General features: G+C 68.0%; 20 protein-coding genes and 1 riboswitch. Of the genes, 13 read left to right on the forward strand and 7 right to left on the reverse strand.

Annotated elements, in window-relative coordinates:
• Window positions 1–92 precede the first annotated feature (92 nt).
• The gene (locus WJ35_RS20710) at window positions 93–767 is read left to right on the forward strand and encodes a response regulator (protein WP_069239885.1); all 675 of its coding nucleotides are present in this window, start codon (window positions 93–95) and stop codon (window positions 765–767) included.
• A gap of 93 nt (window positions 768–860) precedes the next feature.
• Window positions 861–4,241 carry an ATP-binding protein gene (locus tag WJ35_RS20715; RefSeq protein WP_069239886.1) on the forward strand — a complete coding sequence of 1,127 codons (3,381 nt, stop codon included), beginning with the start codon at window positions 861–863 and terminating at the stop codon, window positions 4,239–4,241.
• A gap of 54 nt (window positions 4,242–4,295) precedes the next feature.
• Here WJ35_RS20715 and WJ35_RS20720 read toward each other — a convergent pair whose 3' ends face one another.
• Entirely contained in the window at window positions 4,296–5,312 is a 1,017-nt protein-coding gene (locus WJ35_RS20720; protein WP_069239887.1) for a 1-aminocyclopropane-1-carboxylate deaminase, read from the reverse strand.
• Window positions 5,313–5,495: 183 nt separating this feature from the next.
• Between WJ35_RS20720 and WJ35_RS20725 the strand changes: the two genes are divergently transcribed.
• The 3 genes from WJ35_RS20725 (at window position 5,496) to WJ35_RS20735 (ending at window position 9,851) form a co-directional block, all read left to right on the forward strand.
• Entirely contained in the window at window positions 5,496–5,996 is a 501-nt protein-coding gene (locus WJ35_RS20725; RefSeq protein ID WP_069239888.1) for an Lrp/AsnC family transcriptional regulator, read from the forward strand.
• Between the two features lie 366 nt (window positions 5,997–6,362).
• The gene (gene poxB / locus WJ35_RS20730; RefSeq protein WP_069239889.1) at window positions 6,363–8,084 is read left to right on the forward strand and encodes a ubiquinone-dependent pyruvate dehydrogenase; all 1,722 of its coding nucleotides are present in this window, start codon (window positions 6,363–6,365) and stop codon (window positions 8,082–8,084) included.
• Window positions 8,085–9,284: 1,200 nt separating this feature from the next.
• Entirely contained in the window at window positions 9,285–9,851 is a 567-nt protein-coding gene (locus tag WJ35_RS20735) for a hypothetical protein (protein WP_011881274.1), read from the forward strand.
• Window positions 9,852–9,881: 30 nt separating this feature from the next.
• Here WJ35_RS20735 and WJ35_RS20740 read toward each other — a convergent pair whose 3' ends face one another.
• Window positions 9,882–10,757, reverse strand: coding sequence for a LysR family transcriptional regulator (locus tag WJ35_RS20740; RefSeq protein ID WP_010097423.1), 876 nt, complete (start codon window positions 10,755–10,757; stop codon window positions 9,882–9,884).
• On the opposite strand from WJ35_RS20740, the gene WJ35_RS31470 reads away from it, so the two are divergent.
• Genes WJ35_RS31470 through WJ35_RS20750 form a run of 3 tightly spaced genes read left to right on the forward strand, consistent with a single transcriptional unit; the run spans window position 10,756 to window position 12,470 of the window.
• A complete protein-coding gene (locus tag WJ35_RS31470) occupies window positions 10,756–10,941 on the forward strand; it encodes a hypothetical protein (RefSeq protein ID WP_155121954.1) in 186 nt (61 codons plus the stop codon). The genes WJ35_RS20740 and WJ35_RS31470 overlap by 2 nt on opposite strands.
• On the forward strand, window positions 10,938–12,239 hold the full coding sequence (locus WJ35_RS20745) for a DUF3422 family protein (protein ID WP_069239890.1): 1,302 nt from the start codon (window positions 10,938–10,940) through the stop codon (window positions 12,237–12,239). Before WJ35_RS31470 ends, WJ35_RS20745 begins: the two co-directional genes overlap by 4 nt.
• A 30-nt stretch (window positions 12,240–12,269) precedes the next feature.
• A complete protein-coding gene (locus tag WJ35_RS20750; protein ID WP_069239891.1) occupies window positions 12,270–12,470 on the forward strand; it encodes a hypothetical protein in 201 nt (66 codons plus the stop codon).
• A 40-nt stretch (window positions 12,471–12,510) separates the two neighbouring features.
• Here WJ35_RS20750 and WJ35_RS20755 read toward each other — a convergent pair whose 3' ends face one another.
• From WJ35_RS20755 to WJ35_RS20770, 4 genes are all read right to left on the reverse strand, one after another.
• Window positions 12,511–13,395, reverse strand: a complete 885-nt coding sequence (locus WJ35_RS20755) for a helix-turn-helix transcriptional regulator (protein ID WP_069239892.1) — start codon at window positions 13,393–13,395, stop codon at window positions 12,511–12,513.
• 578 nt (window positions 13,396–13,973) lie between these two features.
• Window positions 13,974–15,374, reverse strand: coding sequence for an MFS transporter (locus WJ35_RS20760; RefSeq protein WP_043292008.1), 1,401 nt, complete (start codon window positions 15,372–15,374; stop codon window positions 13,974–13,976).
• A 223-nt stretch (window positions 15,375–15,597) separates the two neighbouring features.
• A complete protein-coding gene (locus tag WJ35_RS20765; protein ID WP_011881280.1) occupies window positions 15,598–15,966 on the reverse strand; it encodes a hypothetical protein in 369 nt (122 codons plus the stop codon).
• A 46-nt stretch (window positions 15,967–16,012) separates the two neighbouring features.
• Entirely contained in the window at window positions 16,013–16,342 is a 330-nt protein-coding gene (locus WJ35_RS20770; protein WP_046423512.1) for a winged helix-turn-helix transcriptional regulator, read from the reverse strand.
• A gap of 141 nt (window positions 16,343–16,483) precedes the next feature.
• Here WJ35_RS20770 and WJ35_RS20775 point away from each other — a divergent pair, with 141 nt between their 5' ends.
• A complete protein-coding gene (locus tag WJ35_RS20775; protein ID WP_014724373.1) occupies window positions 16,484–17,122 on the forward strand; it encodes a glutathione S-transferase C-terminal domain-containing protein in 639 nt (212 codons plus the stop codon).
• Between the two features lie 43 nt (window positions 17,123–17,165).
• Here the strand turns inward: WJ35_RS20775 and WJ35_RS20780 are convergent, their stop codons facing one another.
• Window positions 17,166–18,176: a sodium:calcium antiporter gene (locus tag WJ35_RS20780; protein ID WP_034193685.1), complete on the reverse strand. Its 1,011-nt coding sequence runs from the start codon at window positions 18,174–18,176 to the stop codon at window positions 17,166–17,168.
• Window positions 18,177–18,306: 130 nt separating this feature from the next.
• Window positions 18,307–18,442: riboswitch (yybP-ykoY riboswitch) on the reverse strand.
• A 216-nt stretch (window positions 18,443–18,658) separates the two neighbouring features.
• Between WJ35_RS20780 and WJ35_RS20785 the strand changes: the two genes are divergently transcribed.
• From WJ35_RS20785 to glyA, 4 genes are all read left to right on the forward strand, one after another.
• Entirely contained in the window at window positions 18,659–20,470 is a 1,812-nt protein-coding gene (locus tag WJ35_RS20785; RefSeq protein ID WP_069239893.1) for an ExeM/NucH family extracellular endonuclease, read from the forward strand.
• 748 nt (window positions 20,471–21,218) lie between these two features.
• The gene (locus WJ35_RS20790) at window positions 21,219–23,069 is read left to right on the forward strand and encodes a S10 family serine carboxypeptidase-like protein (RefSeq protein ID WP_069239894.1); all 1,851 of its coding nucleotides are present in this window, start codon (window positions 21,219–21,221) and stop codon (window positions 23,067–23,069) included.
• 45 nt (window positions 23,070–23,114) lie between these two features.
• Window positions 23,115–23,549, forward strand: coding sequence for a hypothetical protein (locus WJ35_RS20795; RefSeq protein WP_011881287.1), 435 nt, complete (start codon window positions 23,115–23,117; stop codon window positions 23,547–23,549).
• A gap of 536 nt (window positions 23,550–24,085) precedes the next feature.
• Window positions 24,086–25,333, forward strand: coding sequence for a serine hydroxymethyltransferase (gene glyA, locus WJ35_RS20800; RefSeq protein WP_069239895.1), 1,248 nt, complete (start codon window positions 24,086–24,088; stop codon window positions 25,331–25,333).
• Window positions 25,334–25,386: the final 53 nt, after the last annotated feature.

A 25,386-nucleotide genomic window follows, 5' to 3' on the forward strand; every position in this document is an offset into this window, starting at 1 on the left:
CCGTAACACGAACCGTGTTGCGGAATCGATTCGAATTGCGACGCATTGTGCGACATCGCAGGTCGAGCGCCTGTATCGGGAGAAGAACGCAGATGGATGAATTCTTTGTACGCGTGATGGTGGCGGACGATCATCCGGCGTCCGCGCTGGGGATGTCGCAGGCGCTCGCTGGGAGCAGCACGATCCGGTTGCTCGGCACTGTCTCGAATTCGACCGATCTGGTGGAAATGCTCGACGCGCAGCAGGCCGACGTGCTCGTGCTCGACTATGTGATGCCGGCCGGCAAGTACGGCGACGGTCTCGCACTGCTGTCGTTCCTGCAGCGCCGCTATCCCGCGCTGCGTATCGTGACGATCACGATGATCGACAATCCGAGCGTGCTGCGCGCGATTCACCGGCAGGGCGTGAGCTGCATCCTCAGCAAGTCGGACGCGATCTCGCACCTGATCGGCGCCGTGCATGCCGCTTACGTCGGCGCGAACTATGTGTCTCCCGTCGTCAAGCAATTGCTGACCTGCACCGAAGCGCCGACCGGCGCGCGGACGCTGACGGCGCGCGAGATCGAGGTCGTGCGGTTGTACGGGGCCGGGCTGACGGTGGGTGAGATTGCCGTCCAGCTGCATCGCAGCAAGCAGACCATCAGCTCGCAGAAATCGAGCGCGATGAAGAAGCTCGGCATCGTGCGCGACGCGGACCTGATCCGCTATGCGAGCGAACGCGAGCTTCCGGATGCGGGCGGTGCGGATGCACCCGTAAGCGATGCGTAGTCGCCGCATGCGTGCTGCGACGATGCCGATTCGGCGGCGCATCCCGGCCGGTGGTTTCGGCTTCGGCTTCCGGTTCAGCGTAAAGGAGCGCCCATGCCAGCCGAGCTGAAGCGCATCGCGAGTCAGGTCGCGAATGCGGGGCGCAAGCCGTTCGAGCCCGGCCGCGCGCGTCGCTACCAGCAGTTGCTGCTGTACGGCGGCGGCTTCGCGGTGACGCTGTTCATCCTGATGTGCGCGCTGCTCGTCACGCGGCTCGACGTGCAGGACTATCGCGCGCAGGCCCGTTTGACGTTCCTTTATCGCAAGGCGCAATTCTCCCGCACGCTGGAGATGGCCGACATGGTGCTCGCGACCTATGGCGGCAGGATCGAGCAGCTGTGGAATCAGGGCGCGCGGCCGTCTGCCGATGCGCTCGCGCAATTCTCTGCTGCCGGCGGCGTGCTGGGTGCGAGCAACGGCGACGGCAGCGAGACGCTGCTCGCGCTCGCGCGGCTCACGCCGGATCGTCCCGCACCATCGTATGCGCGCTATCTCGGCGCGCTGTTCGGTCTGGTCCGGCAGGACGATCGATCCGGGCACGTGCTGCCGCCGGCGCTCGTGTCCGGCGGCGAACCGCTCGGTGGCTATCTGATCGGGCTCGATGCGCCGTTTCTGGCCGTGCTCGGCACCGAACTCGTGCCGCGCGCGCACACGCTCGAGCCCGGCACCGACCTGCACACGCTGATCGACGGGCTGATGCCGACCGGCATCGCACGGCAGAAGACGCTGATGCAGAGCCGTCCGTTCGTGTTCGATCGACGCCTCGATCCGCTGTCGGGCCGGGTCGTCATGCGCTTCGCGCGCCGGCTCGACGATGCGGCCGGCCGGCCGTTCGGCTGGCTGGTGATCAACGGCTTGCATCGTGTCGACGACGTGATGGCGCCGCGTTCCGACGACGAAGACGTTGCGATCGTCGACGCGCGCCATGACATCGTGTTCGGACGCGAGCGCGACCGGTCGATGATCGAGCGCGCGTTGCACGACGCGCGCGCGCCGCTCGGCGATCACGTCGCGGTGCGGCGCGTCGGCGCCCGCTTCGTCGTCTACGATCGCCTGCCGGGCACAGGCCTCGTGATGATGACGAGCTTCTCGTGGCGCAGCATGGTGCGGGAGATGCGTGTCGGCTTGGGCATCACGTTCGGCGCGGCGCTGGTCGCGATCGCGTTGCTGTGGCTGGCGATCATGCTGTTCGATCGCCGCGCGCTGCGTCCCGCGAACCGGCGCGCAACGCGCCTGATCGAGAGCGAGGCGCTCAACCGGACGCTGGCCCGTCATGCGCCCGCGGGTTTGTTGCTGCTGTCGGCGGCGGACGGCGAGACGATGGTGCACAACGACGCGGTGCGCGCGTACGACGGCGGCGCGGGCGGCCAGCGGCTCGGCAAGCGCATCTGGGACGCGTACCGCGAGCGCGCGGCGGCCGGCGACGGTCGGCTCGACGTGATGCAGCACGAACTGGCGGTCGAGCAAGCGGACCACGGCAAGGTTTATCTGGCATTGCAGGTCGTACGGACGATGTTCCACGGCGTCGACGTGCTGCTCTGCACGCTGCTCGACGTGACCGCGCGCAAGCGGACCGAACTCAAGCTGCGCGAGGCGCGCGAGGCTGCTGAGGACGCCAACCGCGCCAAGTCGACGTTCCTCGCGACGATGAGCCACGAGATCCGCACGCCGCTGAATGCGATCATCGGCAATCTGGAGTTGATGGCGCGCGCGCAATTGCCGTTGGCGGAACGGCGACGGTTGCAGACGGTGATGTCGTCGTCGGATGCGTTGCTGCACACCATCAACGACGTGCTGGACCTGTCCAAGGCCGAATCGAACCAAATGGTGCTCGAAGCCGTTCCGTTCGATTTGCGCGCGGTGCTGCACGAAGTTGCGGCGATTTTTCGTGCGCTCGCGGACGCGAAGCATCTGCGGCTCGAATGCGTGATCGCGGCCGGGCTCGGCGACGGGTACGTCGGCGATCCGGCCCGCGTGCGGCAACTCGTGTCGAACCTCGTCGGCAACGCGATCAAGTTCACCGAGCATGGCAGCGTGACGGTCGAAGCGCTGCCGGCAGCCGTGCCGGGGCGCGGTGTGGAAATCGTGGTGCGCGATACGGGCATCGGCATCGAGCCGGACAGCATGCCGACGTTGTTCGACGTCTATATGCAGGCCGATCCGTCCATTTACCGGCGTTTCGGCGGCACCGGGCTCGGGCTGCCGCTGTGCCGGCGTCTCGCACGGCTGATGGGCGGCGACGTGACGGTCGAAAGCCGGCCGGGGGCGGGCGCCGTGTTTACGGCATCGCTGCCGCTGGCCGATGCGCCGTTGCGGGGGCGCGCAGCGGTTGATGCAAGGGCGAGCGGCGCGAAAGGGGCCGGGGCGCGTCGCGCGGAGGTGGCCGGCGCTGAGGCAACTGAGGCTGAGGTAACGGGAGCCGACGCGGCTCGGGTCGACGGAATTGGAGCCGATGGAACTGGGGCCACGGGAACGGAAGCCGACGGAACTGGCGCGGAGGGAACGGAAGCCGAGGCAACTGGAGCCAGCGGAACAGAAGCCAAGAGAACCGGAGCCGACGCAATGGCGGCCGCAACGAGGGCCGCTGCCACACCTACGAATGCAACGAGCCGCCCCGCAGCGACTCCCAAACCGATAGAAACCCATGCCCGCACGTCGGCGCTCTCACCGGTGCAGCCCCCGGCACCGGCATGCAGCGCCGACGTCGAAACGCCGCTTCGCGTGCTGGTGGCCGAGGATCATCCGGCGAGCCGCGCGCTGCTGCGCGACCAGCTCGACGCGCTGGGCTACGACGCGACGATCGTGACGAACGGCATCGAGGCGATGCGGGCGTACTTCGAGCATCCGTTCGACGTCGTATTGACCGACTTGGGCATGCCGGAGCTCGATGGCTTCGCGTTGGCGAGGTTCCTGCGCGAGCAGGGGGCGAAGGTGCCGGTGATCGCGATGACCGCGCATGCTACCGACGAGGATTACCGCCGCTGCGAACAGGCGGGGGCGGCGGAAGTCGTGCTCAAGCCGTTGTCGATCGACGCGCTTGACGCGGTGCTGACGCGGCACGCGAGGCGCGCTGCGGCGGCCCGGTCGTCTACGGGCGATTCTGCCGATTCGGGCGACCGGCCGATACCGCCGATGACCGACGAGATCCGCGAGAATTTGCGGACCGCGACGCTGCTGTCTCTGGCATTGATCGACGACGCGCTGCCGCGCGGAGACGTCGAGCGCATCCGCGTGGAGCTGCATTCGATGCGCGGCGGGTTCGCGCTGGCCGGCGATATCGTCGCTGGCGCCGCTTGCGCGCATGCCGAGCGGATCTTCTCGCAGGGCCGAACCGCCGCGCTGCGGGCGGCATGGCCGGCGTGTCGCGCGGCCATCGAGCGGTCGGCCGAGCGTCTGCGTGCAGCCGGCTCGGGAACAGGGAGCGAGCCCGCGTGAAGCAAGTGGGGCGCGACGCGTCGGCGGCTCGCGACACGACGCGCCTCGCACCGCTCAGCCGTCGCGAAAGATCTCCGCGTAGGCGCTCAGCGCAGGCACTCCGCCGAGATGCGCATACAGCACCTTCGAGCCCGGTTCGAATTCGCCGAGCCGAACCTTGTCGATCATCCCGTGCATCGATTTGCCCTCATAGACGGGATCGGTCAGCATGCCTTCGACTCGCGCGCATAGCCGGATCGCGTCGAGCGTGCCGTCGTTCGGCAGCCCGTACTCGGGCCCTGCGTAGCGCGTGTCGAGAACGACGTCCGCGTCGGTGATCGCGCGGCCGAGTTCGACGCGCTCGGCCGTATGCCGCGCGATGCGCGTGATCTGCTCACGCGTGCGCTCGGGCGTCGCCGACGCATCGATCCCGATCACGCGGTCCGCGCGCCCGTCGGCCGCGAAGCCGACGACCATCCCCGCCTGCGTGCTGCCCGTCACCGAGCACACGACGATGTAGTCGAACTTGAAGCCGAGCTGCGCTTCCTGCGCGCGCACCTCTTCCGCGAAGCCGACGAAGCCGAGGCCGCCGAGCGGATGCTCGGAACACCCGGCCGGAATCGGATACGGCTTGCCGCCCGCCTGCCGCACGCTCTCCATCGCCTCTTCCCAGCTGCGGCGGATGCCGATGTCGAAGCCGTCCGCGACGAGCCGCACGTCGGCGCCCATCATGCGCGACAGCTGGATGTTGCCGACGCGGTCGTACACCGGGTCGTCGTAGTTGACCCAGTGCTCCTGCACGAGCACGCACTTCATCCCGAGATGCGCGGCGACGGCCGCGACCTGGCGCGTCTGGTTCGACTGGACGCCGCCGATCGACACGAGCGTGTCCGCGCCTTGCGCGAGCGCGTCGGGGACCAGGTACTCGAGCTTGCGGGTCTTGTTGCCGCCGAATGCGAGGCCGCTGTTGCAGTCCTCGCGCTTCGCGTACAGCTCGACCTTGCCGCCGAGATGTTCGCTCAGGCGCTTGAGGGGCTGGATCGGCGTCGGACCGAAGGTCAGCGGATAGCGGGGGAAGCGTTGCAGGTTCATCGAATGTCTCCGAAAGGCGCGGCGGATAGGTGACGGGACCGGCCGGCAGATGGCCCCCCGACGAAAAAATGATAGTCGGACGCGCGAGAAATGAGCTTGCGAAATAAATAACGTCGTCCTACGTTTCAAACGTGGTCATCACCTTGTGAACAATCCGAGTTCGTCAAACAGGAAATTTACGCAATGAAATTAGGCAGACGGCCGGCGCGGGCGCCGGAAGCCGCGCCCGCGCTCGATCGCATCGACCGCGCGATCCTCCGGCAGCTTCAGCAGGATGCGTCGATCTCGAACGTGAGCCTCGCCGCGAAGGTGAAGCTGAGCGCGCCGGCGTGCCTGCGGCGCGTCGAGCGGCTCAAGGAGATGGGGCTGATCCGCGGGATCGTCGCGCTGCTGGAGCCGAAGGCGCTCGGCGCGGGGATGCTGGTCGTGATCGGCTTCGTGCTCGACCGCTCGACGCCGGAAGCGTTTGCCGCGTTCGAGAAGGCCGCGCAGAAGGTGTCGGGGTGCGTCGAATGCCACGTCGTGACCGGCGAGTTCGACTACTTCATGCTGGTGCGCACGCGCGACAGCGAGAGCTTCAACCGGCTGCATGCGGAGCAGTTGCTGTATCTGCCGGGCGTGCGGCAGGTGCGCAGCTTCATGGTGCTGAAGGAGATCCTGTCGACGCACGCGTTGCCGATATAGCGGCGCGTGACGTTCGCCGCGCGGTGCGAATGCCGCCCGCATCCGCCCGCCGCGACAGCGACAGCGACGGAACGACCATCGTGCGCCAGGACCGCTCGTCCATCGTGCTGAAGGAGATCCTGTCGACGCACGCGTTGCCGATATAGCGCGGCGTGGCTTCCGCCGCGCAACGCTAACGCCGTCCGCGCCCGGCCGCCGCGACAGCGCCGCATGGCCCGTCATCACGCCGCCGCCGCATGCCGGCGGCCCGCACGCACCGTCACGACGCGTAATTGGGCGTTCGCGTATGCTCGACCCGGCGGCGGCCGGTGCCGCCGCGAGCCGGATCATTCATTCGTGCGACGACCATCAACGAGCGAGGGCACCATGGCTGGACAAACAATGGCGGAATACCTGGCGAAGACGCTGGCGGCAGCGGGCGTCGAGCGCATCTGGGGCGTGACGGGCGACAGCCTGAACGGGCTGTCGTTCAGCCTCGCCCAGATGGGCTCGATCCGCTGGATGCATACGCGGCACGAGGAAAGCGCGGCATTCGCGGCCGGCGCGGACGCCGCGTCGAGCGGACGTCTCGCCGTGTGCGCCGGCAGCTGCGGGCCGGGCAACCTGCACCTGATCAACGGCCTGTACGATTGCCATCGCAACCACCAGCCGGTGCTCGCGATCGCGGCGCACATTCCGTCGACCGAGATCGGCCTCGGCTACTTCCAGGAGACGCACCCGCAGGAGTTGTTCCGCGAGTGCAGCCATTTCGCGGAACTCGTAACCAACGCGTCGCAGTTTCCGCGCGTGCTCGCGCGCGCGATGCGCACCGCGATCGAGGAGCGCGGCGTCGCGGTGATCGTGCTGCCGGGCGACATTGCGCTCGGCGACGGCCCGCAGGAGCCGCCATCGTGGAGCGTATCGGCGCCGCCGTCGATCCTCCCCGCGGACGCCGATCTCGACCGGCTCGCGGCGCTGCTCAACGAATCGGACGCGGTGACGCTGCTCTGCGGCAGCGGCACGCAGGGCGCGCACGACGAAGTGGTCGCGCTCGCCGACATGCTCGGCGCGCCGGTCGTGCATGCGCTGCGCGGCAAGCAGTTCGTCGAATGGGACAACCCGTTCGACGTCGGGATGACGGGGCTGATCGGCTTCAGCTCCGGCTATCACGCGATGGAGTCGTGCGACACGCTGCTGATGCTCGGCACCGACTTTCCGTATCGGCCGTTCTATCCGGCCCACGCGAAGATTGCGCAGATCGACTGGAAGGGCTCGCAGCTCGGCCACCGCGCCCCGCTCGCGCTCGGGCTCGTCGGCACCGTGAAGGAGACGATCGCGGCGTTGCTGCCGCGCCTCACGCGCAAGACGCAGCGGCACTTCCTGGAGAACGCGCTGAAGCACTACGCGGCCGCCCGCAAGAGCCTCGACGATCTCGCCGTGCCGGAGCCGCCGGGCCGCGCGATCCATCCGCAGTATCTGACGAAGCTCGTCGACGAAATCGCTGGGGAGGACGCGATCTTCACGGCCGACGTCGGCACGCCGACGCTATGGGCCGCGCGCTACCTGACGATGAACGGCAAGCGGCAGCTGCACGGGTCGTTCAATCACGGCTCGATGGCCAACGCGATGCCGCAGGCGCTCGGCGCACAGGGCGCGCATCCGGGGCGGCAGGTGGTGTCGCTGTCCGGCGACGGCGGGCTGTCGATGCTGCTCGGCGATCTGCTGACCGCGCGCCAGCTCAATCTGCCGATCAAGGTCGTCGTGTACAACAACAGCCTGCTCGGCTTCGTGTCGATGGAGTTGAAGGCCGCCGGCTATCTCGACACCAACGTCGATCTGAGCGCGACCGATTTCGCGGCGATCGCGAAAGGCGCGGGGATCTTCAGCGTGCGCGTCGAGCATTCGGAGAACGTCGCTCAAGCGCTGCGCAGCGCGTTCGAGCACGACGGGCCGGCGCTCGTCGACGTCGTCACGTCGAAGTACGAGCTCGCGATGCCGCCGAAGATCGAACTCGCGCATGCAAAGGGCTTCAGCCTGTTCATGCTGCGCGCGATCCTGAGCGGTCGCGGCGACGAGATCGTGGAACTCGCGCGGACAAATCTGCGCTGAGGGGCGGGGTGGGGGCGCGGCGGGGCGCGATAGATGCGACGGATGCGCGCCCGGCGGGCGGCCGACGCTGCGCGCCACGCCCAGGTCAGCCCGGCCCAGCCCGGCCCAGCCCGGCCCAGCCCGGCTCAGCCCGGCTCAGCCCAGCCCAGCCCAGCCCAGCCAAGCTCAGCCCAGCCCAGCCCAGCCCAGCCCAGCCCAGCCCAGCCCAGCCAAGCCAAGCCAAGCCAAGCCAAGCCAAGCCAAGCCAAGCCAGCTAAGCGAGCTGAGCCGAGCCGAGCCGAGCCGAGCAAGCCGCGCCGGCACGGTCGGTTCGTCTGTGCGTTCGGGCGCGATTTTGACGGCCGGTGAGTCGGCGTTCCGTTGAAGCGCTACGTGGCGGGGCATTTGCTTGATGCTGCGGGGATTCGTCGTCGAATGAGCGACGTAGCGCCGACTTTCTTTCAATCGGGATACAGCCCATTGGGCCGCGCGGGCCGTCGAGAACGGGGCGCGATCGGACCGGCGTAATGAGGCGCTAGAGCATCGCTGAAGCGACCGACTGTCCTGCCATCCCAGCACGCCCGGCAAAGCGCAATCCCCGGCCGGCGCACTGATTGCGCGTCGACGCCCGCCGCCCATCGACATCGGCGTACCGTTTTTTGCACCGCAGTGCCGTTTTTTTGCACGGTGTTTATGCGCGGGCCTATAAGCTCCAGACGTATTCAATCGACGGAGATGCCTTCGACCCGCGCCATGACCCCCATTCTTCCCGTCCCACCTCCGCCGGTGTTTAGCTTCGTTCGCCATCCACTGCTTGCTGCAGTGCCGTGGCGTTCACGTCGCCGCGCGCCTGCGCAGTTGCCGATCACGCTGAGCGCCGATGCGGCGCGGCTGCATTCGCCGCTCGGCGCGTATGTCGTCGGCGCGACCGCCGGGCGCGACGCGATCCGCGTGCAGCTCGAGATCGCGCCGGAAGATCTGGACTTCACGCTGCACATGCTGATGGCGCAGCAGACCGACGCGATCATCGGTCCGCTCGTCCGACCCGTGGACCGCGTGGGCCGCCCGGACCGCACGGAACAAGCCTCGCCGCCCCGGGAACGCCGATTGCTGGTTGGATCCGCCACCTTTTTGCCGATCGCCGCGCCCTTGCACGGCCGGCTGCGGTGGACGATTGTGCGTCGCGTCGTACGCGGCGCTGGCCCTGGACACGGAGGATGCATGTACCTCACAGAAGAAGTGCACACCGCGCGCTCGGCAAGCCGTCGCGTGCGCGCGGTGACGCTGCCGTCGGGCACACAGCTGGCCCGGCAGTTGCTGATGACGGTGCGCGCGGCAGACGTGCTGCTGCGTCAGGCGATCCGGTTGCCGGATCGTCATCAATGGTCGGTCGACCTCGAGCGCGTCGACGCGGCCGGCGGCCCGCTGGCCGCGTGGGATTCGCACGTGACCTTCCGGATCGCGAAGGTGTTCGCGCCGACGGTCGATGCACAGACGCGCGCCGGCGATCCCGAGCAGGTTGCGGCCGAAATCCGCCTGTCTCTTCCGGAGCAGGCGTATCTGGGTGACGAGCGCGTCGGCATCTTCGGCCGGCGGCACGGCAACCGGTTCGGCGCGACGCTGTCGGTGACGGCGGGCTCCCAGTGGGGCGGCCGACGCCACGAATACGTTCCACCGGCCGCGCGGCACGTGCACGGCGACACGCTGGAAGCGCTCGTCGACGCGGTGGCCGGCATCGTCAACGCGGCGCACGCCGTGGCCGGCCAGCCGTGCCCGGGCGAGTCGTGACGACCGGCGCGGCGCGCGCCTGACCGACGTTCAGGCGTCGCCGGCCTGCCCCGTCTGCCGCTGCAGATCCTCCATGATCTGCTCGGCGAGGAAGTCGCACGGCGGCCGCTTCGATTTCGTGCTGCGCGCGAGGATCATCTCGAGCGGCGGCAAATCGGGCAGCCCGTGCGAGCGCCCGAGCACCGTCAGTTGCGCGGGAATCGCGCAGCGCGCGAGCGGCGCGACCGCGAGCCCCGCTTCCACCATGCTGATCAGCCCGAGCAGGCTCGGGCTTTCGTACGAGGTCCGGTACGGCACCTTCGCGCGTTCGAGGCTGCGGATCGCGTTCTCGCGCGCGACGCTGCCGGGCATGAACACCGCGATCGGCAGCGGCCGCTCTTCCCATACGCGCGGCCCGTTGGTCATCGCGGCCCACGCCATCGGCTCGTGGCGCACGAAATCGCCGGACAGCCCTTTCACGCGCGTGCCGCACACGAGATCGACGGTGCCGTCCTTGAGCAGCGGCGCGAGCGCGCTGCTCGGCAGCCCGATCACCTGGATCTCGACCTTCGGGTACGACGCCGAGAATTTCTTAAGCACTGAAGGAAGAAGCGACGACGCATAGTCGTCCGGCACGCCGATCACCACCTTGCCGGTCACCTCCGGCCGCACCACGGCGGCCCACGCCTCGTCGCGCAGCGCGAGCATGCGCCGCGCGAAGCCCAGCAGCACCTCGCCCTCGCGCGTCAGCACGATGCTGCGCGGCCGGCGCATGAACAGCGGCCGCCCCAGCGCGTCCTCGAGGCTCTTGATCTGCATGCTGACGGCGGATTGCGAGCGGTTCACGGCTTCGGCGGCCCGGGTCATGTTGCCGGTCTCGGCAACGGCGACGACGGTGGCGAGCACGTCGTGATCGAGCATCTTCATGGGTATCAGGAAAATTGAACGTAACGATCAACATTATGCGTTTTTATTGTCGCAACGTGCGTGCGATAGTGCGATCACGCAAGCGATTCCGCTGCGGCCGCAGGTGCGTCGGGCGATGCCGGGCCACGGTTGCCGGCATGCCGAACCCGCGCAGTTGAACGAGGAAAACGTGGTGTATCGATGATGGACCATCCGTTGCGCGCCGCACTGGCCGCGGAATTGCACGCCCGGCCGTTCCTGCGGCTGGCCGAATCCGTGGCGCTGACCCACTACGCGATCTATTCGGATGGCGAACCGGCGATTCACGACACGCTGCTGCACGCGCTGTGCAGCGACACCGGCATCGCCGCGCCGCACGAAGGCGCGACGCATTACGCGGTGCAGTCGCCGAGCGGCTGGCATCTGAAGTGGGAGCGCCACACCGAGTTCTCGACCTTCACGTTCGTCGCGCCGCGCCGCGATACCGGCTATTTCGACGATCTCGCGATCGAAGGCATCCCGGCCGCGTGGTTCGCGCGGCTGGCCGGAATTCGCTTCGTCGCGGTGCGCATGGAGCTGCTGTCGGGCGACGCCGCGCGGCTCGCGTGCAGCGACGTGCGGCGCTGGTTCGACGGGCCGATGATGGTCGGCGGCAACGTGCTCGGCGGCGGCAAGGTGTTCTGCGACTGGCACGTGCGGCACGACGGCTTCATGCGCTTTCTCGTCGTCGACGACGACTTCCGCGAAGAGCAGGGCGGCCGCTTGCTGCAGCGTCTGTATGAAATCGAAACCTACCGGATGATGGCGCTGCTCGCGCTGCCGGTCGCGCGCCGGATGAGCCGCGATCTCGACGAGATCCACGCGTCGCTGCAGGCGCTGATGCAGCGGATGGACGCGCACGGCGCGCAGGGCGACGACGCGGCGCTGCTGGTCGAGCTCACGCACCTGGCGGTGCGCGTCGAATCGCTGTCGGGGTCCGGCGGACGCTTCAGCGCGTCGCGTGCGTACGAGAAGCTCGTGCTCGCGCGCATCCAGGAGCTGCGCGAGGAGCGCATCGAGGGGATGCCGACGATCGCGGAGTTCATGGAGCGGCGCTTCGCGCCCGCGATGGAGACGTGCCGCAGCGTATGGGCGCGTCGCGAGCAGATCGCCGACCGCATCGCGCGCGCGGTCGACCTGCTGCGCACCCGCGTCAATCTCGCACAGGAAAAGGACGTCACGCGGCTGCTCGCCGGCATGGAGCGCACCGCGCGCAACCAGCTGCATCTGCAGCATGCGGTGGAAGGGCTGTCCGTCGCCGCGATCTCGTACTACGTGCTGTCGCTCGCGGCCGCCGCGTTCAAGGCGCTGCACGTGCTGAGCCTGCCGGTCGATCCCGAGCTGGCGGAGGGGCTGCTGATCGCGCCGGTCGTGCTCGCGGTGATTCACGTCACGCGACGCACGCGCGCCCAGCTCGCGCGCGCCGAAAACGCGCATGCGCCGGTGTTGAAACGGGCGAGCTAGAACACCAACGACATATCAAAAGGAGTGGAGATGACTTTTTCGCAATCGCAAACCGGCAACGTCGCAGGTCGTCACGCATTCGACGCGCCGCCGCAGTACGACGCCGACGCATCGCAAGAGGTACGCGCGACCTCGTACCATGCGGTGCTGCAGGAGCCGACCGCGTCGCTCGTCGGCGGCACGACCGATCGGCCGGACGTCGCGACGGCCGCGATCCTCGGCTACAACTGAAGCGGCTTCGGCGATAGGGCGCGCGCGTCGCTCGCACCGATCATTCGCCCCGCGCGGGCGGCACGTCGTCCGCCTGTCGCGCGGCGCGGCGGGACGCCGGCGCGGCGGCTCCCCATGCGGCGAGCTCGCGCTTGGTTCGCACGCCCAGCTTCGCGAACGCGCGCTTCACGTACGACTCGGCCGTCGCCACACGCACGCCGAGGATGTCGGCCGTCTCCGGCACGGTCTTGCCCGAGAGCAGATGCTTGCAGGTTTCGTATTCGCGCTTCGACAGCTTCGCGCCGTCGGCGGCGAGCCGCGCGTCGAATTGCGCGAGCGGATGCAGGTCGGCGGCCGGATGCGCGATACGGCGCGCGGCGGTGGTCGACGCATGCAGTTCGAGCAGCGGAAACAGCACGTCGCTGATGCTGCGAAAGCGGTTCATCTCGGCGAGCGTGAACGGCGGGCGGTCGCGACCGCGTTCGAGCGCGATCGAATGCTGCGCGTAGCGCGTGCCGCGCGCGAGCACGCATTCGTGGCCGATACGCACGTCGTCGAACAGCCGCTGACGGAATTCGCCGGGCGGGATCGCCGCGATGTCGCGCACGACCAGCATCGTGCCGGTCTTGCCGCGCAACCCGGCGAACAGCGGGTCGCTGTCGAGAAAGCGCTCGTAGTAGAGCGTCATCACGTCGGAGATTTCTGCGGTCGCGGTGCCGATGCCGCTGCTGCCGATCCATTCGCAGCGATAACCGGTCGGCATCGCGCCGTCGACGCGCGAGCGTTCGACGTGCGCGACGTCGAGCGGCACGACGTCGTTCAGCAGCCGCGTGAGGCGCGGCACGAAATGCGGCGTGCCGACCGTCTCGATCAGCTCGCCCAGCGCCTTGAACGACACGTCGAAGCGGTCGTCGTCGCGGTGGCAGGCGTTCATGTCGAGCGGCATGCGGGTCTCTCGGTAGGAAGCGGGCGCGATTGTAGCGGTTGCGGCGTCGGGCGTCATCACGGGGAACCACGGGGCGGCGGGCGATGGCTCCGCGCGTCGGACGACGCGTTCCGGCGGCCGTGAAGGCCGGCGTAACGGGCAGTGTAAAGGAGCGGCGGCGTCCGCGCGTTGTCGAGCGCGGCGCGTGGGCTTTAGTCGATCCAGTTAGTCGATGACGACGTGCTGCCGTACCGGCCGATAACCGACGCATCCGCGCGTTCGCCCAGCCTTGCGTCGGAGGAATGCGCCACCGCGGCCGTGCGTGTGGCCGGCACGCGGCCGAATGCAAGGCCAGCAGCTACCGCTTCGCTCGGCGTGCCTTAGTCGATCCAATTACTCGATGACGACGTGCTGCCGTACCGACCGATGACCGACGCATCCGCGCGTTCGCACAGCCCTGCATCGGAAGCCTGCGCGACAGCCGCCGTGCGTGTGGCCGGCACGCATCCGAACGCAAGGCCAGCAGCTACCGCTTCGCTCGGCGTGCCGCGCCCAGCCCGATCGTCGGCGCGACCACAAGATCGGTTCGGGGCCGCTCCTTACGCCTCGATCCGCTCGACCTTGCCGACCAGCAACCCGTACGACAGGCTGCCGGCAAGCGCCATCGCCGCGATGTAGGTGATCGCGCGCGAGAAGTCCGCGCCGTCGACGAGCAGGCCGATCACGATCGGCGTCGCGATCGCGGACAGATTGCCGATCAGGTTGAACACGCCGCCGGTGAGCCCGAGCAGCCGCGCGGGCGCGAGGCCCGACACGAGCGACCACGTGATCGACGCGAAGCCGTTGCCGAAGAACGCGATGGTCATGAACGCGATCACCCAGCCGGTCGACGTGACGTAGTTCGCGCCGATGATGCAGGTGGAGATCAGCAGCCCCGAGATGATCGGCAGCTTGCGCGCGAAGCCTTGCGACGCGCCGCGCCGCATCAGCCAGTCCGACAGCACGCCCGAGCACAGCACGCCGACGAACGCGGCGAGAAACGGCAGCGACGCGAGAAAGCCGGACTTGATGAAGTCCATGCCGCGATATTTGACGAGGTAGGTCGGGAACCACGTGAGGAAGAACCACAGCGTCGAGTTCAGCGCGAACTGGCCGAGATAGATGCCCCACAGCTTGCGCCGCCCGAGCACGACGCCGAGGTCGCGCCACGTCGACGGCACGCGTTCGGGGCGCGCGGCGATGCGGTCTTCGAGATCGACGAGGCCGCCGCCGTCGCGGATCAGCGCGAGTTCCGCCGCGTTGATGCCGCGAAACGCGCGCGGCTCGCGATACAGCGCGTACCAGATCGCGGCCCACGCGATGCCGGCGAGCCCGGTCGCGACGAACACCATGTGCCAGCCGAGGTGCAGCTGCAACCACGCCAGCACCGGCGTGAGGAACGCAAGGCCGACGAATTGCCCGGACGTGTAGCCGCCGATCGCGCCCGCGCGTTCGCGGGTGGGGAACCACGTCGTGACCACGCGGTTGTTGATCGGATAGGCCGGCGCTTCCAGCGCGCCGACGGCGAGCCGCAGCACGATCAGCCCGACGAACGAGCCGGCGAAGCCGAGCAGCAGCGTGGCGGCCGACCACAGGGCGAGCGCGAGCGCATACAGCACGCGCGGCGACACCTTGTCGACGAGCCAGCCGCCCGGTATCTGCATCAGCGCGTAGGTCCACCCGAATGCGGAAAACACCAGGCCCGCGCGCACGGGGTCGATGTTCAGCTCCTTGAACAGCGCGGGCGCGGCGATCGACAGGTTGCTGCGGTCGAGGTAGTTGATCACCACCGTGACGAACAGCAGCGCGAGGATGACCATGCGCTTGCGGCTGGCCGGCGCGGTGGATGCGGTGGATGCGGTAAATGCAGCGGACGCGCGAGCGTCGGGCGCTGCGGAATCGGCGCCCGTGCGCGCTTGCTCCGACGGCGCGGCATGGGTGCGTGACGCGGAATGGGCCACGGGTCGTCTCCTGTGCTTGTGCGGCGCGTGCCCGCGTGACGGGACGGCCGTATTCAATGGCATCGGAACAACGTTATGGCCCGCGTACCGCGCGCGTCAACATCTGGACAGTCATCCCCATTAATGGGACGTTGCGCGCGCAATGTGTGGAGATGCCTGCGCGCGCGGTTCGTCATACGCGCCGCGCGTCATATCTCGGCGATCCCGCGCCGATGTCGGCGCGTCACGCGCTCGCGGTGTCGTCGCGATATCCGCGCTTGCCGTCGAAGATTTCCGCCAGCGCGGCGCGCAGCACCGCGCGATCATGTTCGCCGGGCGCCAGATGAATCACGTAATGCGTATTGCCGTCGAGTCGCGCGGCGGTGCGTTCGTCGAGCTCGACTTCGAGCGTGCGTTCCGTCAGGCGGACGGACAGATCGTCCACGCGCGCGGTGAGCTGGTCGCGCACCATCACCTCGATCGTCGTGTCGTCCGGGAATCGCAGCAGCGAGAAGCAGTAGTCCTGCTCCGCGTCGAAGCAGTAGAGGTTCGCGAAGCTCTCGTCGTCGTCGACGTCGGCCGTCGCGGCGCCGAGCGTGGCGTGTAGTTCCATGATGTTTCTCTCGAGGTAGGGAAGCCGCTGCAGCGGCGCATGCGCGTCAATCCGGCGTCACGTGTCGCGCCTTCAGCCACAGCCCGAATTCGCGCATCGTTTCGACGACGGGGCGCAGCCGGTCGCCGTCCGCGCTCAGATCGTACTCGACCCGCACCGGCACTTCGGGATACACGGTGCGTCGCACGAGGCCGGCGTCTTCGAGCGCACGCAGGTCGAGCGTCAGCATCCGCTGCGAGATGCCCGGCATGTCGCGACGCAGATCGCTGAAGCGCTTCGGCCCATCGAGCAGATACGACACGAGCAGCAGCCGCCAGCGGCCGCCGAGCAGCCGCATCGATTCTTCCACGGAACATCCTGTCGCACTCGTTTTCATGCTGATGACTTTGCGTCGGTAACTTTTTTGTGACTACGGCACAAACGACTGCCTTCTTCTCAGCGCCGCGCCGATGCGAGATATTAGCGCCCGCGTCGCGGCGAATCGAGAGAGATACGAAACATTCACACAAGGAAACGCATGAAGCTCTATCACGCTCCCGGCAGCTGCTCGCAGGCGATCTGCATCGTGCTGCGCGAAGCGCAATTCGACGCGCAGATCGTCACGGTGGACGCGCGCCGGCATCGGTTCGACGATGGCCGCGACTATCGTGCCGTGAACGAACTCGGCTACGTGCCGCTGCTCGTGCTCGACGACGGCACCACGCTGCGCGAAGGCCCCGTGATCGCGCAGTATCTGGCCGACCGGCGCCCCGAAGCCGGACTCGCGCCGGCATACGGAACGCTCGCGCGCTACCGGCTGATGGAATGGCTGAACTTCCTCGGCACGGAGATCCACAAGGGGTTCATTCCGTTGCTGTACGCGGTACAGGCGGGCAAATACGTCGATCCGGTGCGCCGGAAGCTCGACAGCCGCTTTGCATGGATCGACCGGCAGCTCGACGGCCACACGTATCTGACGGGCGACACCTTCACGATCGCCGATGCGTATCTGTTCGCGCTGACCGGCTGGGGCAAGGCCGGCTGGCTGCGCTCGGTGTACGACGCGGACATCGACCTGAGCCGCCATGCGAACCTGCGCAGCTGGTACGAGCGTGTGCGGGCGCGGGCGGCCGTACAGCAGGTGCTGCAGGCCGACGGGCTGGCGAACGCCGCCTGACCGACGCGCGGGCCTCGGCGTGAATGGCGAGGCCCGCGCGCATTCAACGCGTGAGCGTCACGTACAGATAGCCGGCGTAGCCGGCGCCGTTCGCGAGCAGCGCCCAGATCGCGAGCCCGCGCGCCCGCGCATTGACGCGCAGCCACACTGCCGCCGCGAGCGTGATGACCACGCCGGTCAGCACTTCGGCGCGCGGCTCCCACGGCGTCAGCATGATGCCGATCGCCGGCAGCAGCGTGCCCTGGAACACCATCGCGCCGGTGATGTTGCCGAACGCGAGCGTGTCCTTCGAGCGGCGAATCCACAGCACGCTGTTGACCTTCTCCGGCAGCTCGGTCGCGATCGGCACGATGATCAGCGACAGCAGCAGCGGCGAGATGCCGAGCAGTTGCGACACGCCGTCGACGCCGTGAATGAAGCCCTTCGCGCCGCCGACCAGCAGCGCGACGCCGACGGCGAGCTGCAGCGCGATGGTCGCCAGATTGGTCGGCAGCCCGGTGCGCGACAGGAACATCGTGTGCGGCGCCTCGGTGCCGTGCCCGGCGTCGACGAGCTGCGTCGACGCGCGCAGCGTCATCACCACGTACATCACGTAGATGCCGACCAGCATCGCGCCGAGCATCGCGCGCACCGCCCAGACGTGATGCGGGACGAACATCGCGACCGTCGCGAGCGTGAACGCGGCGATGAAGTAGTTCAGGTCGCGCACGAAGCCGCTGCGCTCGGGTGCGATGGTGCCGGTCACGCCGCGCGAGCGGATCACGGCGAGCGTCATCAGGAAGGTGGTGAGCGTCGCGAGCATCAGCGGCGCGCCGAGAATCGCGCCGACGCCGATTTCCTCGTTCACCGCGGCGTTCGACGTGCCGCCGATCAGCGCGAGCAGCGGCACCGTCGTCTCGGGCAGCGCGGTGCCGACGGCCGCGAACAGCGAACCCGTCACGCCTTCGGAGATCTTCAGGCGTTCGCCGAGATGTTCGAGCGCATTGGTGAAGAGTTCGGCGGCGATCAGGATGACGATCAGCATGAACGCCAGTTCGACGAGCATCAACGTCATGCGGCACCTCCGCACGCGCGCGGGTTGGCGTTAGTGGGATGGCGGAAGCGGACGAAGCGCGACGGGAAAGGGACGAAGGACATGGGGGCTCCGTGGTCGGACGTTGACGAACCATGACGCATCTGCCGACGTCCGACCCGGAACGGCGCGATGCGTCGATGGTCTCGCCAAGCCGATTCGGCCGAACGCGCCACGGCCGCAAGCCGAGTATGTTGACGCGTTCGCTTTCCAGAGCGGAAAGCAGGCTACTCCCCAAAGACGAACGGCAGTCTAGCCGAGCCCGATGCTTTCGGCAAGCTGGTGCGGGCATGCGCTCGGGGCTGCATTCGGGCCTGCACGGCGGGCCGGCTGCCGACGAACGTGCGTACCGTATCGCGGAGCAAGCGCCGTGCCGCACATTACATCCATCTGTCGTTTGGTTACTAACAACTGTCATCGACCGCGGCTAAGCTTTCGGCACCCTCACAACCGGGTTTCCCGTCATGCGCTCGACACTTCGCCTGTTTGCGCCGCTCCTGCTGCTGCCCGCGCTCGCCGCGCCCGTCGTTGCCGCCACCGCCGCGCCCGTCAGCGCGACTTGCGGCGGCAGCGCGACGCCGATCGCCGAGATCCAGGGGCCGGGCGCGCCGTCGCCGCTCGCCGGCCAGAACGTCTCGATCGAGGCGGTCGTCACCGCCGATTTCGGCGGCGCCGACGGCTTCGGCGGCTTCTTCGTCCAGCAGGCCGATGCGCAGCGCCGCAACCAGCCGGGCGTCTCCGAGGGGCTGTTCGTCTATGCGCCGAAGGCGCGCGCGACGGCCGGCGATCTCGTCCACGTGACCGGCAAGGTCGAGGAGAAATACGGGCAGACGCAGCTCACGCTGTCGGGCGCCATCGCGGTGTGCGCGAACGGCCAGACGGTCACGCCGGCGACGCTCACGCTGCCGGTCGACGCCGCGACCGCGTTCGCCGCGTACGAAGGCATGCTCGTGCGGCTGCCGCAGACGCTGACCGTCACCGACAACTACGAGCTCGGCCGCTACGGCAGCGTGCTGCTCAGCAACGGCCGCCTGCGCACGCCGACGAGCGTCGTGCCGCCCGCGCAGGCGCGGTCGCAAATCGACGCGAACGCGCGCAACCGGCTGGTCCTCGACGACGGCTCGAACAAGCAGAACCCGGCGAGCGTCCCGTATCCGGCGCCCGGGCTTTCCGCCGCGAACACGCTGCGCGCCGGCTACACGGTGCGCGGCGTCGAAGGCGTGCTCGAGATGCGCTACGGCGCATGGCGCGTGCAGCCGGTGCCCGGCGCGGCCGCGCCGGCGTTCGACGCGCGCGCGAATCCGCGCACCGCGGCGCCCGCGCGCGATCGGCACGCGAACCTGCGCGTGGCTTCGTTCAATGTCCTCAATTATTTCAACGGCAACGGCCTCGGCGGCGGCTTCGACGATCCGGCCAACCGCGGCGCGAAAACCTATCAGGAGTTCGTGCGCCAGGACGCGAAGATCGTCAGCGCGCTGAAGGCGCTCGACGCCGACGTGATCGGCCTGATGGAGATCCAGAACAACGGCTACGGCGAACTGAGCGCGGTGCGCCAGCTCGCGGCGAAGCTCGGCAGCCGCTGGCGCGTGGTCGATCCGGGCGCGGCGCGCCTCGGCGGCGACGCGATCGCGGTCGCGCTGATCTACGACAGCCGCACGGTCGAACCGGTCGGCCGCGCGGCGACGCTCGCGATCGACGACAAGAACCGCCAGCCGCTCGCGCAGACGTTCCGGCGCGTCGGCGGCAAGCATGCGCTGACGGTCGTGGTCAATCATCTGAAATCGAAGAATTGCCCGGACGCGACGAGCGACGATCTCGACCAGGGCGACGGCCAGGGCTGCTGGAACGCGACGCGCACGCGCGCGGCGGCCAGGCTCGCCGACTGGCTCGCCGGCACGCCGACCGGCGCGTCGAGCCAGGGCGTGCTGCTGATCGGCGATTTCAACAGCTACACGCATGAAGACCCGATCCGCCTGCTCGAGTCGCGCGGCTACCGGAACCTCGTGTCGCGCTGGATCGGCGCGAATGCGTACAGCTACGTCTACAACGGCGAAGCGGGCTATCTCGATCACGCGCTCGCGTCGCTGCCGCTCGCGGCGCACGTGAAGGCCGTGCACGAGTGGCACATCAACGCGGACGAGCCGGTCGCGCTGCAGTACACGCTCGCGTACAAGAGCGCCGAGCAGCAACGGACCTGGTACGCGCCCGACGCGTACCGCTCGTCGGATCACGATCCGGTGCTGGTCGACATCGCGCTGCCGGGCCGCGCGCGCTGAGCGTGGGCGGCGGTGACGCCGCACATCGCCGCCATTTTCTCCGCTTCATGGGTCGCCCGCGTCATTCGCGGGCGATCCGCAATACGATGCGCCACGGTTCACGAGAATATCGGTTCATTCAGCCGCGTCGCCGATGCCGCGTCGCTCGCGATGCGATTCCGTCATCGTGTAAATAATTCCACTCGCCAACCTGAAACCGATTTGAATCGGTATTTTATGGGCGGTCGCGGATTCAAATCAGCGCGCCATTCGAATCGGTTTTAAATAATAAAAACGAAAGAGACGATTTGCCGATCTGAAAGCATTCGCCGCGCGATGCGTCGTTTCGTAGAACGCCGTGCGACAAGGGTGACGGCGCTCGCGTCGAATACGAAACGGCTCTCCTGCCGCTGCCCACGCGGGCCTGCGCCGCGGTCTTTCAAATCCCGGACACTGACGGCCGTTTGCATCATCGGCGATTTTTTAATATCCGAATGATCTTTGACAACGCGGCGCAGCACCGCCTATTTTTGTGGTGTCGTAAAACCGCGTAATAAAAAAGTATTCAAAACTGCAAGGGGGCGGCGTCTCGGCATCATTCTCCGCCAGCAGTGTGCTGTGTCCGTAGCGAATTCGGTCTCTCGAAGAAGTCCAATCCCCAACCGCCGTCTGCCGACCGTGCAACGCGAGTGGCGGGTGCGCCTGTGCGTTCGTTGCCGGCGACGACGGCCTGTGTGAAGCGGTATCCAACCCGACACAAAGGACAGAGATGAAACCAGACAGCAGCAGTACCCGCAGTCGCGCCATACGCCGCGCCCGGCTGGCCGCGCTAGGCGCATTGACCGTCGCGACGCTCGTGCTGGCGGGCTGCGGCGGCGACGATTCGTCGTCGGTCGGCGCATCGAGCCTCGCGCAGGCGGCCGCGAGCCGGCAGGCCGCCGCGCAGCAGGCGAGCAGCGATGCGACGCCGGCGGCGAACCAGCCGTACGTCGACCCGGTCGCCTATTCGATGAACGCGACCGACGGCCTCGCGCCCGCGCAAGTCGCGGAGAAGGCGGCCGTGATGCACTACCAGTGGAAGTCCGGCGGCACCACGATCGACTACACGACGACCACCGGCCACCTGACCGCGCAGGACGCGAACGGCAACGCGGAAGCGTCGATGTCGTACGTCGCGTACACCGCGCCCAGCACGAACGGCAAGCCGCGGCCCGTCACGTTCGTCTATAACGGCGGGCCCGGCTCGTCGTCGATCTGGCTGCGGCTCGGCTCGTTCGCGCCCACGCGCGTCGCGACGCCCGACCCGCTGTTCGGCAGCAACTGGCCGAACTATCCGCTCGTCGACAACGCGGAGAGCCTGATCGACACGACCGACCTGGTGTTCATCGATCCGCCCGGAACCGGGCTGTCCGAAGCCGTGTTGCCGAACACGAACCAGAAGTACTGGAGCTCGGACGCGGACGTCAACATCATGCGCGACTTCATCCAGCGCTACCTGAACGTGAACGGCCGCAGCGCGTCGCCGCTCTACCTGTACGGCGAGTCGTACGGCACGCCGCGCACCGACATGCTGGCGCTCGCGCTCGAATCGGCCGGCGTGCACCTGACGGGCATCGTGCTGCAGTCGGCGATCCTCAACTACTTCGCCGATGCGGTGGAAGCGGTCGCGATCACGCAGTCGACCGAAGGGCTGCTGCTCGACACCGATACCGTGGCCGGTTACCTGCCCGGCTACGCGGCCGTCGCCGAATACTTCAACCAGGTGTCGCCGGCGCCGGTGAATCCGTATCTGTATGCGTTGCAGACGGAGCTGTTCACCACGCTGATCTACAACCAGCTGCAGCGGTATTCGCAGTCGTGGGTGCTCAGCCAGCTCGGCATTCCGGATGCGCTCGGCACACCGGTGTTCCCGAGCGATGCGACGCTCAAGCTGTGGTCGATCCCGTCGAGCCTCACGATGCAGGCGCTGCGCGGCTACTTCAACGCGAATCCGTTCGGCACGAGCCTGCTGCCCGGCACGACGATCGGCCGCTACGACGGACGCGTGTCGTTGCCGAATTCCGATCCGCGCTTGCAGACCGACGGCGATCCGTCGGACATCCTGATCTCGCAGTCGTTCACGAACGCGCTCGCGACGCAGATGCCCGATTACCTCGGCTATACCGCGCCGAACGCGACCTACCTGCCGCTGAACGACAACATCATCCAGGTGTGGGACTTCTCGCACGACGGCCAGCCGATGCCCGACACGATCCCCGATCTGCTCGGCGCGCTGCAGCTCAACCCGAAGCTGCAGGTGCTCGCGGAGAACGGCCTGCACGATCTGGCGACGCCGTTCTTCAACACCGAGAAGCAGCTCGCTCGTCTGCAGACGGTGAAGGGTTTGAATCCGAAGCTGCAGGTGAATTTCTTCCAGGGCGGCCACATGACGTATCTCGACGACGTCGCGCGCCCGCAGATGAAGCGCGATCTGATGATCTTCTATCAGGGCCGGCGGATTCCGACCGCGCTGACGCTGCATACGCTGCCGCCGCCGTGGCCGGACGAGAACCCGGCCGGCACGCCGACCGGCAGCGCCCCGGGCGCGAGCGCCGCGACCACGGTGGCCGCGGCGCCGTAAGCGCCGGACCCGTTGCGAACGAGGAACCTTCTATTCATCCATCGAATGCGAGTGATCATGTCTCCAATCAATTTGATGCGACGTATGGCTGCGGTGATCGTCGTCGGCGCCGTGACGAGCGGTGCGTATGCGCTGCCGCCGCAGGCGGTCGCGCCGGTGAAGCTGCCGCCCGGCGCGCACGGCGTCGACGGCCCGTTCTTTCCGTCGACGCGCGCGGCGCCGGTGTTGCCTTCGACCGGCGCGACGCTGCAGCAACAGGCACAGCAGCGCGTCGACGCGCGGCTCGGCGGCAACACGGTGCTGAGCAACGGCGCGGCGGTGACGAAGGCGCAGGCGCAGAGCAGCGGGCTCGGCTTCGTCGCGAAGCACTTCGACGAGATCGACGCCAAGCATACCGGCCGCGTGACGATGAGCGACGTGCGGCAGTTCATCCAGCAGCGGCAGGTGCAGGCGCAGCAGGAGCAGCAGGACGACGAGTGACCGCGTAGCGGTCTTGCGCGGGCGCAGCGCGACGGTCGGTGCCGGGACGGCATCGGCCGGCCGTGGCGAGCGCGACGACCGCGACGATCGGCCGCCGGCATGCCGCGGCGCGGCTTCGGCCGCGGCTTTCCTCATCGACGCGCCGTCGCGCACGTCGGCGGCCCGAGGCGCGTGTCCGGTCGAGTCTCGCGTCGTGCGCGGGCGCCCGCGGCCGCTCGCCCGACATCGTGCTGCACTCCTGCACGTGTCGGCGACGCCGGCCGCCGGCCGCAGTTCATGTCTGACGTTTCCGCCACGCGAGCGCTGCACGTCGCGTCGCCGGCGATGATTCGTTCCGCGAAAGGCCCGCGCGCCGCGCGATGCGTCCTAGCGGATTGTCGCAATCCTTCTATCTGAACCGATCGGCGTCTGCTGGAATGGCGATGCCGCATGACCGCCGAGCCGACATCGCGCGGCGGCATGGCCGTCGACGTCGTCGAGCGCCTCGGCACGGCCGCCTGCGCGGTTCATCCATCACTCTCTTTCGATCCATCATCATGTTCAATCGCACTACCAGCACCGTCGCGAACGTCGATCCGGAACTGTGGGCCGCCATCCAGAACGAGAACCGCCGCCAGGAAGATCACATCGAGCTGATCGCGTCGGAAAACTACACGAGCCCGGCCGTGATGGCCGCGCAGGGCTCGCAGCTCACGAACAAGTACGCCGAAGGCTACCCGGGCAAGCGCTACTACGGCGGCTGCGAATACGTCGACGTCGTCGAGCAGCTCGCGATCGACCGCGTGAAGGCACTGTTCGGCGCCGAAGCCGCGAACGTCCAGCCGAACTCGGGCTCGCAGGCGAACCAGGGCGTGTTCTTCGCGATGCTCAAGCCGGGCGACACGATCATGGGCATGAGCCTCGCGCACGGCGGCCACCTGACGCACGGCTCGCCCGTGAACATGTCGGGCAAGTGGTTCAACGTCGTCAGCTACGGCCTGAACGAAAGCGAAGACATCGACTACGAAGCGGCCGAGAAGCTTGCGCAGGAGCACAAGCCGAAGCTGATCGTCGCGGGCGCGTCGGCGTTCGCGCTGAAGATCGACTTCGAGCGTCTCGCGAAGATCGCGAAGTCGGTCGGCGCGTACCTGATGGTCGACATGGCGCACTACGCGGGCCTGATCGCCGCGGGCGTCTACCCGAACCCGGTGCCGCACGCCGATTTCGTCACGACCACGACCCACAAGAGCCTGCGCGGCCCGCGCGGCGGCGTGATCCTGATGAAGGCCGAGTACGAGAAGCAAATCAACTCGGCGATCTTCCCCGGCATCCAGGGCGGCCCGCTGATGCACGTGATCGCCGCGAAGGCGGTCGCGTTCAAGGAAGCGCTGTCGCCCGAGTTCAAGGCGTACCAGCAGAAGGTGGTCGAGAACGCGCGCGTGCTGGCCGAGACGCTGGTCAAGCGCGGCCTGCGCATCGTGTCGGGCCGCACCGAAAGCCACGTGATGCTGGTCGACCTGCGTGCGAAGCACATCACCGGCAAGGCGGCGGAAGCCGCGCTCGGCGCCGCGCACATCACGGTCAACAAGAACGCGATCCCGAACGATCCGGAAAAGCCGTTCGTGACGAGCGGCGTCCGTCTCGGCTCGCCGGCGATGACGACGCGCGGCTTCGGCACGGCCGAGGCGGAGCTGGTCGGCAACCTGATCGCCGACGTGCTCGACAACCCGGAAGATGCTGCGACGATCGAGCGCGTGCGCGCGCAAGTGGCCGACCTGACCAAGCGTTTCCCGGTCTACGGGTGATGCGCGTTCCGGTGTGTCGGGGACGCCGGTTGGGGTGACACCGCGAGCGCGAA

Origin of the sequence: Burkholderia ubonensis, from assembly GCF_001718695.1 — a bacterium.
GTDB classification, from domain to species: domain Bacteria; phylum Pseudomonadota; class Gammaproteobacteria; order Burkholderiales; family Burkholderiaceae; genus Burkholderia; species Burkholderia ubonensis_B.